This is a genomic window from Salipiger sp. ABN3_019 (genome assembly GCF_056158605.1).
The window spans coordinates 790051-805932 of sequence record NZ_JBSWTP010000009.1 but is presented as its reverse complement, the minus strand read 5'-3'; the positions used below and the strand labels follow the sequence as shown (position 1 = coordinate 805932).

Annotated in this window: 14 protein-coding genes; 9 read left to right on the top strand and 5 right to left on the bottom strand. The window is 64.7% G+C overall.

Translation table 11 applies throughout. The features are described 5' to 3' along the window. Window positions 1-219 precede the first annotated feature (219 nt). The 3 genes from ACXAD2_RS11940 to argC all read left to right on the top strand — a co-directional run bounded on the left by ACXAD2_RS11940 (window position 220) and on the right by argC (window position 3281). On the top strand, window positions 220-558 hold the full coding sequence (locus ACXAD2_RS11940; RefSeq protein WP_066103691.1) for a P-II family nitrogen regulator: 339 nt from the start codon (window positions 220-222) through the stop codon (window positions 556-558). Window positions 559-594: 36 nt separating this feature from the next. After that, on the top strand, window positions 595-1932 hold the full coding sequence (locus tag ACXAD2_RS11935; protein ID WP_475170139.1) for an ammonium transporter: 1338 nt from the start codon (window positions 595-597) through the stop codon (window positions 1930-1932). A 374-nt stretch (window positions 1933-2306) separates the two neighbouring features. Next, window positions 2307-3281, top strand: a complete 975-nt coding sequence (gene argC / locus ACXAD2_RS11930; RefSeq protein WP_475170137.1) for an N-acetyl-gamma-glutamyl-phosphate reductase — start codon at window positions 2307-2309, stop codon at window positions 3279-3281. Window positions 3282-3338: 57 nt separating this feature from the next. Here the strand turns inward: argC and ACXAD2_RS11925 are convergent, their stop codons facing one another. From ACXAD2_RS11925 to ACXAD2_RS11905, 5 genes are all read right to left on the bottom strand, one after another. Then, on the bottom strand, window positions 3339-4670 hold the full coding sequence (locus ACXAD2_RS11925) for an NAD(P)/FAD-dependent oxidoreductase (protein WP_475170134.1): 1332 nt from the start codon (window positions 4668-4670) through the stop codon (window positions 3339-3341). Window positions 4671-4679: 9 nt separating this feature from the next. Next, window positions 4680-5498, bottom strand: a complete 819-nt coding sequence (locus ACXAD2_RS11920; RefSeq protein ID WP_066103683.1) for an ABC transporter permease — start codon at window positions 5496-5498, stop codon at window positions 4680-4682. A 70-nt stretch (window positions 5499-5568) separates the two neighbouring features. Then, window positions 5569-6459 carry an ABC transporter permease subunit gene (locus ACXAD2_RS11915; RefSeq protein ID WP_066103681.1) on the bottom strand — a complete coding sequence of 297 codons (891 nt, stop codon included), beginning with the start codon at window positions 6457-6459 and terminating at the stop codon, window positions 5569-5571. A 3-nt stretch (window positions 6460-6462) separates the two neighbouring features. Next, window positions 6463-7584 carry an ABC transporter ATP-binding protein gene (locus tag ACXAD2_RS11910; protein WP_475170131.1) on the bottom strand — a complete coding sequence of 374 codons (1122 nt, stop codon included), beginning with the start codon at window positions 7582-7584 and terminating at the stop codon, window positions 6463-6465. Between the two features lie 64 nt (window positions 7585-7648). Then, window positions 7649-8734 (bottom strand): polyamine ABC transporter substrate-binding protein, encoded by a 1086-nt coding sequence (locus tag ACXAD2_RS11905; RefSeq protein WP_066103677.1) that lies wholly within the window; start codon window positions 8732-8734, stop codon window positions 7649-7651. Window positions 8735-8886: 152 nt separating this feature from the next. Here ACXAD2_RS11905 and ACXAD2_RS11900 point away from each other — a divergent pair, with 152 nt between their 5' ends. The 6 genes from ACXAD2_RS11900 (at window position 8887) to ACXAD2_RS11875 (ending at window position 15857) form a co-directional block, all read left to right on the top strand. After that, the gene (locus tag ACXAD2_RS11900) at window positions 8887-9540 is read left to right on the top strand and encodes a GntR family transcriptional regulator (protein ID WP_475170129.1); all 654 of its coding nucleotides are present in this window, start codon (window positions 8887-8889) and stop codon (window positions 9538-9540) included. A gap of 73 nt (window positions 9541-9613) precedes the next feature. Further along, on the top strand, window positions 9614-11014 hold the full coding sequence (locus ACXAD2_RS11895) for an aspartate aminotransferase family protein (protein ID WP_475170127.1): 1401 nt from the start codon (window positions 9614-9616) through the stop codon (window positions 11012-11014). A gap of 223 nt (window positions 11015-11237) precedes the next feature. Further along, window positions 11238-11822: an ANTAR domain-containing response regulator gene (locus ACXAD2_RS11890; protein ID WP_066103671.1), complete on the top strand. Its 585-nt coding sequence runs from the start codon at window positions 11238-11240 to the stop codon at window positions 11820-11822. After that, on the top strand, window positions 11819-12994 hold the full coding sequence (locus ACXAD2_RS11885; protein ID WP_475170123.1) for a CmpA/NrtA family ABC transporter substrate-binding protein: 1176 nt from the start codon (window positions 11819-11821) through the stop codon (window positions 12992-12994). Before ACXAD2_RS11890 ends, ACXAD2_RS11885 begins: the two co-directional genes overlap by 4 nt. A 276-nt stretch (window positions 12995-13270) precedes the next feature. Further along, the gene (locus tag ACXAD2_RS11880; RefSeq protein WP_475170121.1) at window positions 13271-14632 is read left to right on the top strand and encodes a CmpA/NrtA family ABC transporter substrate-binding protein; all 1362 of its coding nucleotides are present in this window, start codon (window positions 13271-13273) and stop codon (window positions 14630-14632) included. A 142-nt stretch (window positions 14633-14774) separates the two neighbouring features. After that, window positions 14775-15857 (top strand): ABC transporter permease, encoded by a 1083-nt coding sequence (locus ACXAD2_RS11875; RefSeq protein ID WP_066103665.1) that lies wholly within the window; start codon window positions 14775-14777, stop codon window positions 15855-15857. Window positions 15858-15882: the final 25 nt, after the last annotated feature.

The window sequence follows — 15882 nt, the reverse complement described above, 5'->3', positions numbered from 1 at the left end:
ATGTTGACCGGGAAACGGTCACATATTTGTCTTTTTAAAAGAGCCATTTTTTAATCAAATGCAGATCTTTTGCCCATTTTGTGATCTCCTTGGGAGCACGTTCGACCCATTGCAAGGGGCTTTCCCTTCCAATGGCGGGCGGGCAGCGGCTTTCTGCCCATGCACAAACGAGGAGAGGCGGAGTGTCCCGACATTCCGCAAGAACCGAAAGGGACCAAGGTGAAACTGATCATTGCAACGATCAAGCCGTTCAAGCTCGAGGAGGTGCGCGAGGCGCTCACCGCAATCGGCGTGCGCGGCATGATGGTCACGGAAATCAAAGGCTTCGGCTCGCAGTCCGGTCATACCGAAATCTATCGCGGCGCTGAATATGCGGTGAACTTCGTTCCGAAGATCAAACTCGAGATCGTGGTCGCCGGCTCCATGGCCGACCAGGTTGTCGAAACGATCACCAGCACCGCCCAGACCGGCAAGATCGGTGACGGCAAGATTTTCGTGCTCGACGTTCAGCAAGCCGTGCGCGTGCGGACCGGCGAGACCAACGCGGACGCTCTCTGAGCCGATCGCGGAACGATAGATAGGGACAAACAAGACATGAAACTTCTCAAGACGCTCGCTCCGGTCGCCGCGCTGATCGCGCTGCCGAGCCTGGGCCTTGCTCAGGACGAAGGTCCTGTGGCCGGGGTCAACGCCTCGACCAACTCGGTGTTCATCTTCAACTCGCTGCTGTTCCTCGTGGGCGGCTTCCTGGTGTTCTTCATGGCCGCGGGCTTTGCCATGCTCGAAGCCGGCCTGGTGCGCTCCAAGAACGTCACCATGCAGCTGATGAAGAACGTCACCCTCTTCTCGCTCGCTTCGATCTTCTACTACCTGATCGGCTACAACCTGATGTACCCGCTCGGCACCTGGTCGGTCGAAGGCGTTCTGTCGGGCGTCTGGGGCCCGGGCGTTCTTGAAGCCGTTGGCGTGACCGCCGACGCGGCTGACGATTACGGCTATGCCTCCACCGGTTCGGACTTCTTCTTCCAGCTGATGTTCTGCGCCGCCACCGCCTCGATCGTTTCGGGCGCCCTGGCCGAGCGTATCAAGCTGTGGCCGTTCCTGATCTTCACCGTCATCCTGACCTCGATCATCTACCCGCTGCAGGCTTCCTGGAAGTGGGGCGGTGGTTTCCTCGACGCCGCAGGCTTCCTCGACTTCGCAGGTTCGACCGTCGTGCACTCCGTGGGTGGCTGGGCTGCTCTGGCCGGTGCGATCGTTCTTGGCCCGCGTATCGGTAAATACAAAGATGGCCGCGTGACCCCGTTCCCGGGCTCCAACCTGGCGCTCGCAACCCTCGGCACGTTCATCCTGTGGCTCGGCTGGTTCGGCTTCAACGGCGGCTCGCAGCTGGCAATGGGCACCGTGGGCGACGTGGCTGACGTCTCGCGCATCTTCGCCAACACCAACGCGGCAGCAGCCGGCGGTTCGGTCGCAGCGATGATCGTCACCCAGCTTCTCTACAAGAAGCCCGACCTCACCATGGTGCTGAACGGCGCGCTGGCCGGCCTCGTGTCGATCACCGCAGAGCCGCTCACCCCGACGCTGGGTTCGGCAACCATCATCGGCATGATCGGCGGCATCCTCGTGGTCTTCGCTGTGCCGTTCCTCGACAAGCTGAAGATCGACGACGTGGTCGGCGCCATCCCGGTGCACCTTGTCTGCGGCATCTGGGGCACCATCGCGGTTGCCTTCACCAACGGTGACGCATCCTTCGGCACCCAGATCTACGGCATCGTCGTGGTCGGCGTCTTCACCTTCGTGGTCTCGCTGGTCCTGTGGTTCATCCTCAAGATGATCTTCGGCATCCGCGTCTCGGAAGAAGACGAGATCAACGGTCTCGACATGGCCGAGCTCGGGATGGAAGCCTACCCCGAATTCTCCAAGGGCTGATTTTCTCCTTCCTTTCAGCTTTTGACCTACTGGCCCGGGCGTTCGCGCCCGGGTTTTTTGTTGCCGGGCCGCGGCGCAGAGCGCGCAACAATTCACGGGAAACAAGCGCCTTCCTCAAAGCTGCCGCTTGACTGTCATGCGAACTGCCGACATTCCTTCGGACCATGCTCAGGAACCAATTCCTCTTCGATCGACGCCGACGCCGCGCACCCCTGCGGCGGCTCTTCGGGCTGCGCGTCGATCAAGGATATTCGGCATCGTAACGGGCTTCTCCTGAAACCCGCCTGCCGGAGCCCCTCCGACCCGCGTTCCTGACCCCCGCAGCCTCCGGCTTCGGGGGTTTTGTTTTACTCGCATCATCGAAGGACATCATCATGAGCATTCGCGTCGGCATTGTCGGCATCAGCGGTTTTGGCGGCGGCGAAGCGCTGCGCCTGATCGCCGGTCACCCTTCTTTCGAGCTGGTCTACGCTGCGGGCGACGGCAGCGCTGGCAGCCGCCTCGTCGAACGCTTTCCCGGCGTCCCCACAGCACTTACCGATCTGGTGATCGAGAAATGGGACCCCGACGCCCTGCCCCACCTCGACGTGCTGTTCGCGTCGCTGCCCACAGGCGCCTCGGCCGAAGCGCTGTCGCGCGTGCCGGAAGAGGTGAAGATCGTCGATATCGGTGGCGATCACCGCTACGCCGAGGGCTGGACCTACGGGCTTGCCGACGTCTGGCCCGAGCGGATCCGGGGCGCGCGCCGCGTCGCCAACCCCGGCTGCTTCCCGGCAGCGACGCTGAACACGCTTGCGCCCTTGCTGGCGGGCGGACTGATCACGCCGGGCAATATCGTGATCGACGCCAAGACAGGCATCTCGGGGGCCGGGCGCGGCGGTGGCGGCAGCTTTGGCTACGCCGAGAGCAACGAGAACCTGCAGCCCTACGGACTGCTCCAGCATGTCCACATGCCAGAGATGGCGACCAGCATCGAGCATCTGTCGGGAGGCAGCGCCGCGGGACTGGTCTTCACCCCGCACCTTGTGCCGATGACCCGCGGCCTGCTGGTCACCATCTACTGCCGCGGCAGCGCCAGCACCGGGCAATGTCTCGAGGCGGCCCGCGGCTTCTACGCCGACCGGCCCTTCGTGCGCGTCACCGACAGGCCGCCGCAAACCAAATGGGCGGCGGGCTCGAACCTGTCATTTGTCAGCTACGCCGCCGACCCCGCGCGCGACCTCGTCATCGGGCTGGGCGTTGTCGACAATCTCGGCAAAGGAGCGGCTGGCCAAGCGGTGCAGAATGCGAACCTGCTCTGCGGCCTACCCGAAACTGCGGGACTGGAGGGCGCGCCGCTCTGGCCCTGACATCCAGGCCTGTCCCCTGCCGGCACATCCCGGCAGGGGCACGCGGGCTTTTGCAGTCTAGAGATCGAAGAGGGACGCGCCCATATAGGCCGGCGCCAGCAGCGTCCGGCGCAGGCCGCCCAGCGGGAAACGCTTGGGGCGGCTCTGCATCACGGCGGGATAGCTGCCGCGCGGCGCTTTGCCCTGCGCCAGATCGGCCAGCAGCACCCCCGCATGCGTGCCCATGGCCACGCCGTTGCCGTGAAATCCAAGCCCCGCATACAGCCCCGGCAGTTCCGGCACCGGCCCGACGTAGGGCGTGAGATTGGCCATCAGGCACACCAGCCCGGCCCATTCATGGGTGACCTGAACACCGCTCCACGCCGGGAACATCTCGATGAATTCGCGGCGGATCTTCTTGCTGATGGCGCGTTGCGCCCGGTCCGTCGCGGTCAGCCCCCCGCGCATCCCGAAAAGGAAGCGGTTGTCGGGCAGCAGGCGGAAGTAATGCAGCAGCTGGCGCGTGTCATAGGCCATCTGGCGCGAGGTCCAGCCGGCGGCGGCGCGCTGCATCTCGCTGAGCGGCTCGGTGACGATGACGCTGGATTGCACCGGCAGGTAGCGCCCGCGCAGCCAGTCCGGCACATCCTCGGAGGAATAGCCATTGGTGGCGAGGATCACACGGTTCGCGGTCAGCACCGCCTGCGGCGTGGTGAGATGCCAGCGCCCGCCCTCCTGCCGTAAGGCGGTGACCGGCGTGTGGTCATGCAAGGCCGCCCCCGCCGCACTGGCGGCGCGGCCAAGCCCGGCATGATACTTGCGCGGGTTGAGCGCGAAACCCAGCGTCACTTCGAGCGCACCGTGGAAAGGCCCGGCGAGCCCCTCCGCTGCCAGCGCGTCCTGCGGGATCAGCCGCCCCTCAACGCCGTAAAGCTGCGGCAGCGTCTCGGCCTCGGCCTTCAGCGCGGCAAAGGCGCGCGGCGTATGCGCAAGCAGCGTCTCGCCTTGGGAATGCGTGTCCGCATCAATGCCATGCTCGGCGATCAGCCCGGCCGCGGTGTCGATGGCCGCCTTTTCGGTGCGGCACCACTCTTTCAGCCCGTCCTCGCCATAGCGTTTGCGCAGCAGGCCGTGCGGCGCCTTGGCCCCGCCAAGGCAGCAGAAGCCGCCATTGCGCCCCGACGCGCCATAGCCCGGATGGCCCGCCTCCAGCACCGCGACGTCAGCGCCGTCTTGCGCCAGATGCAGCGCCGCCGAAAGCCCGGTGAAGCCGCCGCCGATGATGGCCACCTCCACATGGCGCGGCGCGGCGAGCGGCCCCCATGCCCCGGCATCGACGCCTTGCACGGTGTCTGCCCAAAAACAGGCGCCCTGCGGCCCATAGGCCGCAGCTTCGTAGATGCGTTTCATCGGTCTTCCTCAGTCTGCCCGGATCGCCGCCTGCTCGTCGCGCCGCTGCGCCACAGCCGCGCGCTTTGACATGATCGACGCGGTGATCACCCCCAAGGTGACGATCCCGATCATCAGCGTCGACAGCGCGTTGATCTGCGGGCTGACGCCAAGACGCACCGCCGAGAAGATCTTGATTGGCAGCGTCGTGGCCGAGGGGCCGGTGGTGAAGCTGGCGATCACCAGATCGTCGAGCGAGAGCGTGAAGGCCAGCAGCCAGCCCGAGATCACCGCAGGCGCGATGATCGGCAGGGTGACCAGCCGGAACGCCTCAAACGGCGAGCAGCCCAAATCCAGCGCCGCCTCTTCCAGCGAGCGGTCGAAGGTGGTCAGCCGCGAGGAGACCACCACCGAGACGTAGCACATGGAAAAGGTCGTATGCGCCAGCACGATGGTGAAGACGCCGCGGTCGAGGTTGATGCCGATGAACAGCAGCAGCAGCGACAGGCCGGTGATCACCTCGGGCATCACCAGCGGCGCGTAGATCATCCCCGAGAAGAGGGTCCGGCCATGGAAGCGCCCGGCGCGCACCAGGACATAGGCCGCCATGGTGCCGAGGATCGTGGCGAGGGTCGACGAGAAGACCGCCACTTTCACCGTCACCCATGCCGCATCGAGGAAGGCCTGATCGCGGAAAAGCTCGCCGTACCATTTGGTCGAGAAGCCCGCCCAGACGGTGACCAGACGGCTTTCATTGAAGCTGTAGAAGACCAGCAGCACCATCGGCAGATAGAGGAAGGCAAAGCCCAGCGTCAGCGAGACCGTGTTGAACCAGCTGAAGCGTCTCATGCCCGGCCTCCGGCTTTGTGGCCGGCGGCGGTGCCGGTGCGTATTTGGAAAGAGAAGAAGGGGGCGGCGCTCATCCTTCGGCCTCCCGTTGCTTCTGCTCGTTGCGCTGGAAGAGCACGATGGGAATGATCAGGATCAGCAGCAGCACCACGGCCACCGCCGAGGCGACCGGCCAGTCGCGGTTGGAGAAGAACTCTTCCCACAGCACCTTGCCGATCATCAGCGTGTCGGACCCGCCGAGCAGCGAGGGGATGACGAACTCGCCGATGGTGGGGATGAAGACGAGGAAGCAGCCGGCGATGATGCCGTTGCGCGAGAGCGGCCAAGTGACCAGCCAGAACGCCTCGAGCCGCGAGCAGCCGAGGTCTTCGGCGGCCTCGAGCAGCGCGCCATCGAGCTTTTCCAGCGCCGAGTAGATTGGCAGGATCATGAACGGCAGATAGGTATAGACCACGCCGATGTAGACCGCGGTGGTGGTGTTCATGATCTGCAGCGGCGCGTCGATGACGCCGAGCCACATCAGCAGCTGGTTCAGCACCCCCTCGTTCGACAGGATCCCCATCCACGAGTAGACGCGGATCAGGAAGGACGTCCAGAACGGCAGGATCACCAGCATCAGCAGCGTCGGGCGCCATTCCTCGGGCGCGCGCGCCATGGCGTAGGCCACGGGGTAGCCGACACAGAGCGTGAGCAGGGTCGAGACGGCGGCGATCTTCAGCGACGACAGATAGGCCTTCCAGTAGAGGTCATCGGTGGTCAGGAAGACGAAATTCTCGAAATCGAGTTCTGAGAAGAAGGCTTTCAGCCCCTCCCAGCCCGCGCCGAGATCGAGCTGCGGCATATAAGGCGGCCGGGCCAGCGCGATGTCCGAGAGCGAGATCTTCAGGACGATGATGAAGGGCACCAGAAACAGCGCCAGAAGCCAAAGATAGGGGATCGCGATGAGGGCGAAGCGGCGCATGGCTTACTCCTCGAGCACGACACCGGCGGTGTCGGTGAAGCCGATCCAGACCTCGTCTTCCCAAGTGATCGGGCGGTTGGCGAGGCGGCGCGCGTTGACCATCTGCGCCTTGATCATCTGACCGCCGGCAAGCTCGACGTGGTAGGTCGAGATATTGCCGAGATAGGCGATGTCGATCACCTTGCCGCGGAAGGTGTTCGGGCGGTCGGGCTTTTCGACGTCGATGGTGACCTTCTCAGGACGGATGGCGAAATGCACGCTTTGCCCGGCCTGCAGGCTCTTGGTGGGTGTGGCGAGGATCGGCGGCTGACCCTCGGCCCAGGCGATGCCGGTCTTGGCGCCGGGCTGGGTGGCGCGGCCTTCGATGATGTTCACGTCGCCGATGAAGTCGGCCACGTAGACCGAGTTCGGCGCCTCGTAGATCTGCGCGGGGGTGGCGACCTGCACCAGATTGCCCTCATCCATCACCGCGATGCGCGAGGCGACGGTCATCGCCTCTTCCTGATCGTGGGTGACGATGACGAAGGTGGTGCCGGTTTTCTCCTGAATGTCCATAAGCTCGAACTGGGTCTGCTCGCGCAGCTTGCGGTCGAGCGCGCCGAGCGGCTCGTCGAGCAGCAGGAGCTTGGGGGCCTTGGCGAGCGAACGGGCAAGGGCCACGCGCTGGCGCTGGCCGCCGGAAATCTGATGGGGTTTGCGGCGGGCGAATTTGGTCAGCCGGGTCAGCCGCAGCATCTCTTCGACGCGATCGCCAATGAACGCCTTGTCCTTGCTCTCGCGCTTGAGGCCAAAGGCGATATTGTCCCAGATCGACAGATGCGGGAACAGCGCGTAGCTCTGGAACATCATGTTCACCGGGCGCTGGTTCGGCGGCACATGACCGATGTCCCTGCCCGACAGGAAGATATGCCCAGAGGTCGCGGTCTCGAAGCCCGCCAGCATCCGCATCATCGTGGTCTTGCCACAGCCCGAGGGCCCCAGCAGCGCGAAGAACTCGCGCTCGTAGATGTTCAGAGACAGATCATGGATCGCGGTGAAGTCGCCGAAGCTCTTGGTGATATTGCGAAACTCGATGATCGGCTTCTGCTCCGGGTCGGTCCAGGGAGCGAATGCGGTCTGCGCCATGCGGGAGGGTCCTGTCATGAATAATGGCCCGCCCCCGCGAGGGGACGGGCCGGTCGGTTCAGGCTCAGGAGCCCGACTTGATCTTGGTCCAGAGGCGCGTCACGACGCGCTGCACCTTGGGCTCGTAGGGCGTGGTGGTGAACAGGTTCTCAAGCGCCTCTTCCGAGGGGTAGATCGCCGGATCGCCGATCACATCCTCGGCCAGAAACTCCTGCGAGGCCTTGTTGCCGTTGGCGTAGTAGACGTAGTTCGACGCCGCCGCCATGTTCTCGGGGTCCATGATGAAGTTCAGGAAGACATGCGCCGCGTCGGGGTTCGGCGCATCGACCGGAATGGCCATCTGGTCGAACCACATCTGCGCGCCTTCCTTGGGCGCGTTATAGGCCACTTCGACGCCGTTTTCGGCCTCGGCGGCACGGTCACGCGCCTGCAGCACGTCACCCGACCAGCCGACGGCCACGCAGATGTCGCCATTGGCCAGCGCGTTGATGTACTCGGAGGAGTGGAACTTGCTGATGTAGGGACGGATCGGCATGTAGACGTCTTCGGCCTTGGCGATCACGTCGGGATCGTGGCTGTCCGGGTCTTCACCGATGTACTGCAGCGCGGCCGGGATCATCTCGGACGGCGCGTCGAGGAAGTAGACGCCGCATTCCGCCAGCTTTTCCATGTTCTCGGGCTTGAACACGAGGTCCCAGCTGTCGATCGGGGCGTCCTCGCCGAGGATTTCCTTCACCTTGGGCACGTTCACGCCAATGCCGGTGGTGCCCCACATGTAGTTGATGGCGTATTCGTTGCCGGGGTCGTATTTCGCGGTGCGCTCCGAGATCACATCCCACATGTTTTCGATGTTCGGCAGCTTCGACTTGTCGAGCTTCTGGAACGCGCCCGCCGCGATCTGACGTTGCAGGAAGGTGCCGGTGGGCACAACGACGTCATAGCCAGAGCCCCCCGCGAGCATCTTGGTCTCCAGCACCTCGTTGCTGTCGAAGACGTCATAGATCAGGTCGATCCCGGTCTCTTCCTCGAATTTCTCGAGCAGCGATTCGTCGATGTAGTCCGACCAGTTGTAGACGCGGACTTCGTCGGCATGGGCCGCGGCAGCAGCCAGCGCGAGACCCGCGGTGAAACTCAGCAGAGATGTCTTCATAATTCGCTCCCGTTGGAATTGGGGTCTTTTCCGCCCCATCCCCCGAATTTGATCAAACGTTGCCTCACTTGGCAACTGTTGGAATGTTTTCATGGGCGGATTAACCGTGCAAGATGGCGTCGCGGCGGAAATGATCAAATGAAGGGCACGTGATGAATGTGAGGGCAGAGGGCGCCGGACCGCCGGCGCATGAACTGGTCTACCGGCAACTGCGCGAGATGATTCTCTTTGGCGAACTGGCGCCCGGTCAGGCGGTGACGATCCAAGGGTTGGTGGACCGGCTGGGCGCCGGGATGACCCCGGTGCGCGAGGCCCTGCGCCGCATGACTGCCGCAGGCGCGCTGGCCTTTCAGGGCAATCGCCGCATCGTTGTGCCGGTGCTCGACGCGGCCGCCGTGGAACAGCTACTGATCGCCCGCGTCGCGCTGGAGCCCCAACTTGCAAGGCGCGCCGCCGCGCGCTGCACCCCAGAGGCGATCGAGGGCCTGCGCGAGACCGACGCACGGCTCGATCTGGCCATCGCCCGCGGCGACGTGCGCGGCTACCTCGAGGAGAATCACCGCTTCCATGCCGAGATGAATGCGCTGGCCGAGGCACCGATCCTTACCGAGATGGTCGAGGGGCTGTGGCTGCGCTTTGGCCCGTCGCTGCGTGTGGTCTGCGGCATGTTCGGCACGCGCAATCTTCCAGACCTTCACAAAGACCTGCTGGACGCGCTGGAAAACCGCGATGCCGAGGCCGCAGCTGCCGCAATGGAAGGCGACGTGGTGCAGGGCATGACACAGATCCGCGAAGGGCTGTCCTGATTCGATTGACGCCGAATAATTTGATCATATTATGGGCGACAACTTTCCGTACAGCGCAGAGAGGTCTTTCCCCATGGCCCTGATCAACGTCAACACGCCCACCGAAGAGCTGCAGGCTCTGGACGCGGCGCACCATATGCACCCGTTCACCACCGGCTCCGACCTCGCCCGCAAGGGCGCGCGGGTGATCACCCGCGCCGAGGGCTGCTGGCTGACCGACAGCGAAGGCGAGCGCATCCTCGACGGCATGGCCGGTCTGTGGTGCGTCAACGCCGGGTATGGCCGCAAGGAACTGGCCGCCGTCGCCGCGCGCCAGATGGAAGAACTGCCGTATTACAACACCTTCTTCATGACGACCCACGTGCCGGTCATCCAGCTTTCGGCAAAGATCGCCGAACTGGCACCGGGCGATCTGAACACCGTGTTCTATGCCTCCTCGGGCTCGGAGGCCAATGATACCAACCTGCGCCTCGTGCGCACCTACTGGGCCGAAAAGGGCCAGCCCGAGCGCGACGTGATCATCTCGCGCTGGAACGCCTATCACGGCTCGTCGGTGGGCTCGGGCTCGCTTGGCGGCATGAAGGGCATGCACATGCAGGGCGGCCTGCCGATCCCCGGCATCGAGCATATCGACCAGCCCAACTGGTGGGCCGAGGGCGGCGACATGACCCCCGAGGAGTTCGGCCTCGAACGCGCGCGTCAGCTGGAAGCGAAGATCGAAGAGATCGGCCCGCACCGCGTCGCCGCCTTCATCGCCGAGCCGATTCAGGGCGCTGGCGGCGTGATCATCCCGCCCGAGACCTACTGGCCGGAAATCACCCGTATCGTGAAGAAATACGGCATCCTGCTGATCGCCGACGAGGTGATCTGCGGCTTTGGGCGCACCGGCAGCTGGTTCGGCTCGCAGACCATGGGCATCGAGCCCGACATCATGACCATCGCCAAGGGCCTGTCGTCGGGCTACCAGCCGATCGGCGGCTCGATCCTGTCGGACGAGGTGGCCAGCGTCATCGCCAAGACCGAGTTCAACCACGGCTACACCTACTCCGGCCACCCGGTCGCCAGCGCCGTGGCGCTGGAGAACCTGCGCATTCTCGAAGAGGAAAAGATCGTCGAGCAGGTGCGCGACGTCACAGGCCCCTATCTCAAGGCGAAATTCGAGAGCCTGACCGAGCACCCGCTGGTCGGCGAGGCGAAGATCGCCGGCATGATGGGCTCCATCGCGCTAACCCCGGACAAGGCCGCTCGCGCGCCCTTCGCCGCCGAGGCCGGCACCGCCGGCTACATCACCCGCGAGCGTTGCTTTGCCAACAATCTGGTGATGCGCCATGTGGGCGACCGGATGATCATCTCGCCGCCGCTGGTGATCTCGAAAGAGGAAATCGATGTGCTGATCTCGCGCGCATGGAAGGCGCTGGACGAGGCCCATGCCGAGCTGAAGGCGCAGGGGCTGATGCAAGCTGGCACCCGCTGAACGGCGATAGAGGGGGCGCTGCCCCCTCGCCCGTGCCGGGCTCACCCCCGGCGTATTTTGAGAACAATGAAAGGCCGGGGCGCGGGGGCGCTCCGGCCTTTTCCTATGGCCTAGCGCGCGGCGCGCAGGGATGCGCATAATTTTTGGGCTGATGCCCTATTTTTGAACCCGGCCACGCAGGGCGCAGCTTTACAAGTGCCCGGACGCATGGCCGATAGAGGATATGTCCAGCCAGCTTTCCATCGCCATTGTCGAGACCGACCGCGAGCGCGCCCTGCTGATCGAGCAGAGCCTGCGCGACGCCGGTGAGTTCGAGATTCACACCGTGTCGGAGATCACCGGGCTCGCCCGGCGCATCCAGACGCTGAACCCCGATGTCGTGCTGATCGATCTCGAAAGCCCGTCGCGCGACACGCTTGAGGAACTGGCGCTGGCCTCGGGTCCACTGGAGCGGCCGGTGGCGATGTTCGTCGACCGCTCGGGCGACGGGCTGACGGATGCGGCGATCGAGGCGGGTGTGTCGGCCTATGTGGTCGACGGGCTGAAGGCGCAGCGGGTGAAGCCGGTGCTGGATGCGGCCATCGCGCGTTTTCGCATGTTCCAGCGCATGCGCACCGAACTGGCCGAGACCAAGCGCGCGCTGGAAGAGCGCAAGGTGATCGACCGCGCCAAAGGCATGCTGATGAAGGCGCGCGGCGTCGGCGAAGACGAGGCCTATGCCCTGCTGCGCAAGGCGGCGATGGATCAGGGACGGCGCGTCGCCGATGTGGCGCAGGCGCTGGTGACGGCGGCGGGGCTGCTGGGATGAAGACCACCACGCTTTCTGTAGGGTTCATCCCGCTCACCGATTCCGCGCCGCTGATCATCGCGCAGGAAATGGGCTATGCCGCCGAGGAGGGCATCGCGCTCGACCTCAAGCGCGCCCCCTCTTGGTCGAGCCTGCGCGACATGCTCAGCTTTGGCCGGGTCGATGCGGCGCATATGCTCTCGCCCGTGCCGGTGGCCGCGGCGCTGGGGCTGGGCGGCGCGGGCACGGCGCTGTCGGCGGTGTCGGTGCTGTCGGTCAATGGCAATGTCATCGGCGTCAGCAACGCGCTGGCGGAAAAGATGCGAGCGCAGGGGCACGATTTCGGCTTCGACGACGCCAGCGCCGCGGGCAAGGCGCTGATCGCCGCCACCGACGAGACGCTGCGGATCGGCGTGCCCTTCCCTTTCTCGATGCATGCGGAACTGCTGTATTACTGGCTCTCGGCCCTTGGCCTGTCGGTGCCCGAGGCGCTGCAGGTGCGCACGGTGCCGCCGCCGCTGATGGCCGACGCCATGGAAGCCGGAGAGATCGACGCCTTCTGCGTCGGCGAGCCCTGGGGCAGCATCGCGGTGGAAAACGGCGTCGGCACGCTGTTGCTGCCGGGCGCCGCGATCTGGTCTTTCGCGCCCGAAAAGGTGCTGGCGGTGCGTGCCGACTGGGCAGAGACCGAACAGTCGCTGCTGGGCCGGCTGATCCGCGCCACGTGGCGCGCCGGGCGCTGGCTGGCCGAGCCCGACTCGCGCTCGCTGGCCGCCGAAATCCTCAGCCGCCCGCATTACCTCGGTGTGCCCGCAGAGGTGCTCGACCGGGCGCTGACCGGGCGCATGGTGATCTCGGCGCAGGGCGAGGAACGCGAGGTGCCCCGGATGCTGGAGTTCCACGCCGGTGCCGCAAGCTTCCCTTGGCGCAGTCAGGCCGAGTGGATCGGGCGGCAGCTCGCCGCGCGCACCGGGCTTGACCCCGAGGCCGCTGGACAGGCCGCGCGCGCCACCTTCCGCTCTGATCTGCACCGCGCCGCGCTCGAAGGCACCAGCGCCGATCTGCCCGGCGCGTCGTCGAAACTGGAGGGCTCCCTTGGCTCGGCGATTCCCGTCGCCTCGGAGGCAGGGCGGCTGTTCCTCGGGCCCGATCAGTTTTTCGATGGCCGGATTTTTGAGCCACGCGACAGATGACGCCAAATTTTTGCGCAAGCTGGCGGAGCCGCGGCGCGTATCGGGCGAAATTGCGCCCCGCCTTGCGAATTTTCTTTGATCGGACGCGGTGGCTGGGGCAAACAATCTTTCGTGGTCAGGCAATGGCGCCCGACCTGAAGATTTCTCCCAATGCCTGGGATCCATGAGCAAAGCCGCTCGACCTCTGTGACGACCGTCACGGTGTGTCAGCGGCTTTTCTGTATTTGGTCCGGGCGCCTCCTCGCACCGGACCACCAACAAGGGACGGAACGACGAATGAAAAAGCTTCTTATCGCTCTCGCCACCTCGACCGCGCTTATCTCGCCGGCGCTGGCGCAAGACCTCGAAAAAGACGAGCTGACCTTCGGCTTCATCAAGCTCACCGACATGGCGCCGCTCGCGGTGGCTTATGAGCAGGGCTATTTCCTTGACGAGGGCCTCTTCGTGACGCTCGAAGCGCAGGCCAACTGGAAGGTTCTGCTCGACGGTGTGATCGGCGGCCAGCTCGACGGCGCCCACATGCTGGCAGGTCAGCCGCTCGCCGCCACCATCGGCTACGGCACCGAAGCACATATCATCACCCCCTTCTCGATGGACCTGAACGGCAACGGCATCACCGTGTCGAACGAAGTCTGGGAAATGATGAAGCCGAACATCCCGGAAAACGCCGACGGGCTGCCGCAGCACCCGATCAGCGCCGAGGCTCTGGTGCCGGTCGTCGAGAAGTTCAACTCCGAGGGCAAGCCGTTCAACATGGGCATGGTCTTCCCGGTTTCGACCCACAACTACGAGCTCCGCTACTGGCTCGCCGCGGGCGGCCTGAACCCGGGCTACTACAGCCCCGAGAACATCTCGGGCCAGATCAGCGCCGACGTGATGCTCTCGGTCACCCCGCCGCCGCAGATGCCCGCTACCCTCGAGGCCGGCACCATCTCGGGCTATTGCGTGGGTGAGCCGTGGAACCAGCAGGCCGTGTTCAAAGGCATCGGCGTGCCCGTGGTCACTGATTACGAGCTGTGGAAGAACAACCCCGAGAAGGTCTTTGGCATCACCGCCGAGTTCGCCGAGGAAAACCCGAACACCACCAAAGCCGTGGTCAAGGCGCTGATCCGTGCCGCCATGTGGCTCGACGAGAACGACAACGCCAACCGCATGGAAGCGGTCGAGATCCTGTCGCAGCCGGAATACGTGGGCGCCGACGCCGAGGTGATCGCCAACTCGATGACCGGCACCTTCGAGTATGAAAAAGGCGACGTGCGCGACGTTCCCGACTTCAACGTCTTCTTCCGCCACAACGCCACCTACCCGTTCTACTCGGACGCCGTCTGGTATCTGACCCAGATGCGCCGCTGGGGTCAGATCGCCGAGGCCCAGCCCGACAGCTGGTACGATGAGGTCGCCAAGTCGGTCTACAAGCCCGAGATCTACCTCGAAGCCGCCCGCGCGCTGGTCGACGAAGGCCTCGCCAATGAAGCCGACTTCCCGTGGGACAGCGACGGCTACAAGGCACCGACCCCGGCCGAGGACATCATCGACGGCATCGCCTACGACGGCAAAGCTCCGAACGCCTACCTCGACAGCCTGCCGATCGGCCTGAAAGGCGACCAGAAGGTCATCGGCAACGAAGTTCAGGGCTGACCCTCTTCAGCCTCACCTGAGGCCGGGCGGCGCTCCCTCTGACGCCCGGCCACTTTCCTAGCAGATACCCAGACCCTCACCTTTTCCTCCTCCCGATGCGCGCCCCTCCTGCCCGCGCCATCCAGATCAAGGACCGGACATCATGACCACCGTCGATCCCGATTTCGCCCGAGACGCCGAACGCGAGGCTCGCCGGGCGCGTCTGTTCACCCGCATCAACAAGGCCGATGCATGGTTCAAGGTCCTCGGCCTTGCCTGGATCACGCCGCTGCTCAAGGCCGCCGCTGGCGACAACCCCAAGGCCCAGATGAAGGATGTCTGGCGTCTGCTGGGTGTTCCGCTGGTCGCCATCGCCGCATTCCTCGTGCTTTGGGGCACGCTGGCGCCGCAGGTCCAAACCTCGCTCGGCGCGGTGCCCGGCCCGGCGCAGGTCTGGAGCGAGGCGGTCAACCTGCACGCCGATGCGCAGGCCAAGGCGGCCAAGCAAGCCAAATTCGAAGCCATGGTCGACAAGCGCAACGAAAAGCTGATCGCCGCGGGCAAGGCGGATCAGGTCAAGGACGTCGCCTATACCGGCGCGCCGAGCTACTACCAGCAGATCTGGACCTCGATCAAAACCGTCTTCTTCGGCTTCCTGATCGCCTCTGCCGTGGCCATTCCGCTGGGCATCTGCGCGGGCCTCTCGCCCACCGCCAATGCCGCGATCAACCCGCTGGTGCAGATCTTCAAGCCGGTCTCGCCGCTGGCATGGCTGCCGATCGTCACCATGGTCGTCTCGGCCGCCTATGCCACCAACGACGGCATGTTCTCGAAATCCTTCCTGATCTCGGCAATCACCGTGACGCTCTGCTCGCTCTGGCCAACGCTGATCAACACCGCGCTTGGCGTGGCCTCGATCGACAAGGATCTGGTGAACGTCTCGAAGGTGCTCAAGATGAACACCTACACCAAGATCACCAAGCTGGTGCTGCCCTCGGCGCTGCCGCTGATCTTCACCGGTCTGCGCCTGTCGCTCGGTGTGGGCTGGATGGTGCTGATCGCCGCCGAGATGCTCGCCCAGAACCCCGGCCTCGGCAAGTTCGTGTGGGATGAGTTCCAGAACGGCTCGTCCTCCTCGCTGGCCAAGATCATGGTCGCGGTCTTCACCATCGGCATCATCGGCTTCCTGCTGGACCGCGTGATGTATGCCCTGCAGTCCCTCTTCACCTTCTCGAACAACCGCTGAGCGGCGCTCAAGCAAGCGAAGCCAA

Coding starts and splice junctions, on each gene's coding strand:
- ACXAD2_RS11880 (WP_475170121.1), top strand. CDS start 13,271: ATGAAAAAGCTTCTTATCGCTCTCGCCACCTCGACCGCGCTTATCTCG.
- ACXAD2_RS11885 (WP_475170123.1), top strand. CDS start 11,819: ATGAAGACCACCACGCTTTCTGTAGGGTTCATCCCGCTCACCGATTCC.
- ACXAD2_RS11875 (WP_066103665.1), top strand. CDS start 14,775: ATGACCACCGTCGATCCCGATTTCGCCCGAGACGCCGAACGCGAGGCT.
- ACXAD2_RS11890 (WP_066103671.1), top strand. CDS start 11,238: ATGTCCAGCCAGCTTTCCATCGCCATTGTCGAGACCGACCGCGAGCGC.
- ACXAD2_RS11925 (WP_475170134.1), bottom strand. CDS start 4,670: ATGAAACGCATCTACGAAGCTGCGGCCTATGGGCCGCAGGGCGCCTGT.
- argC (WP_475170137.1), top strand. CDS start 2,307: ATGAGCATTCGCGTCGGCATTGTCGGCATCAGCGGTTTTGGCGGCGGC.
- ACXAD2_RS11935 (WP_475170139.1), top strand. CDS start 595: ATGAAACTTCTCAAGACGCTCGCTCCGGTCGCCGCGCTGATCGCGCTG.
- ACXAD2_RS11900 (WP_475170129.1), top strand. CDS start 8,887: ATGAATGTGAGGGCAGAGGGCGCCGGACCGCCGGCGCATGAACTGGTC.
- ACXAD2_RS11895 (WP_475170127.1), top strand. CDS start 9,614: ATGGCCCTGATCAACGTCAACACGCCCACCGAAGAGCTGCAGGCTCTG.
- ACXAD2_RS11910 (WP_475170131.1), bottom strand. CDS start 7,584: ATGGCGCAGACCGCATTCGCTCCCTGGACCGACCCGGAGCAGAAGCCG.
- ACXAD2_RS11905 (WP_066103677.1), bottom strand. CDS start 8,734: ATGAAGACATCTCTGCTGAGTTTCACCGCGGGTCTCGCGCTGGCTGCT.
- ACXAD2_RS11920 (WP_066103683.1), bottom strand. CDS start 5,498: ATGAGACGCTTCAGCTGGTTCAACACGGTCTCGCTGACGCTGGGCTTT.
- ACXAD2_RS11915 (WP_066103681.1), bottom strand. CDS start 6,459: ATGCGCCGCTTCGCCCTCATCGCGATCCCCTATCTTTGGCTTCTGGCG.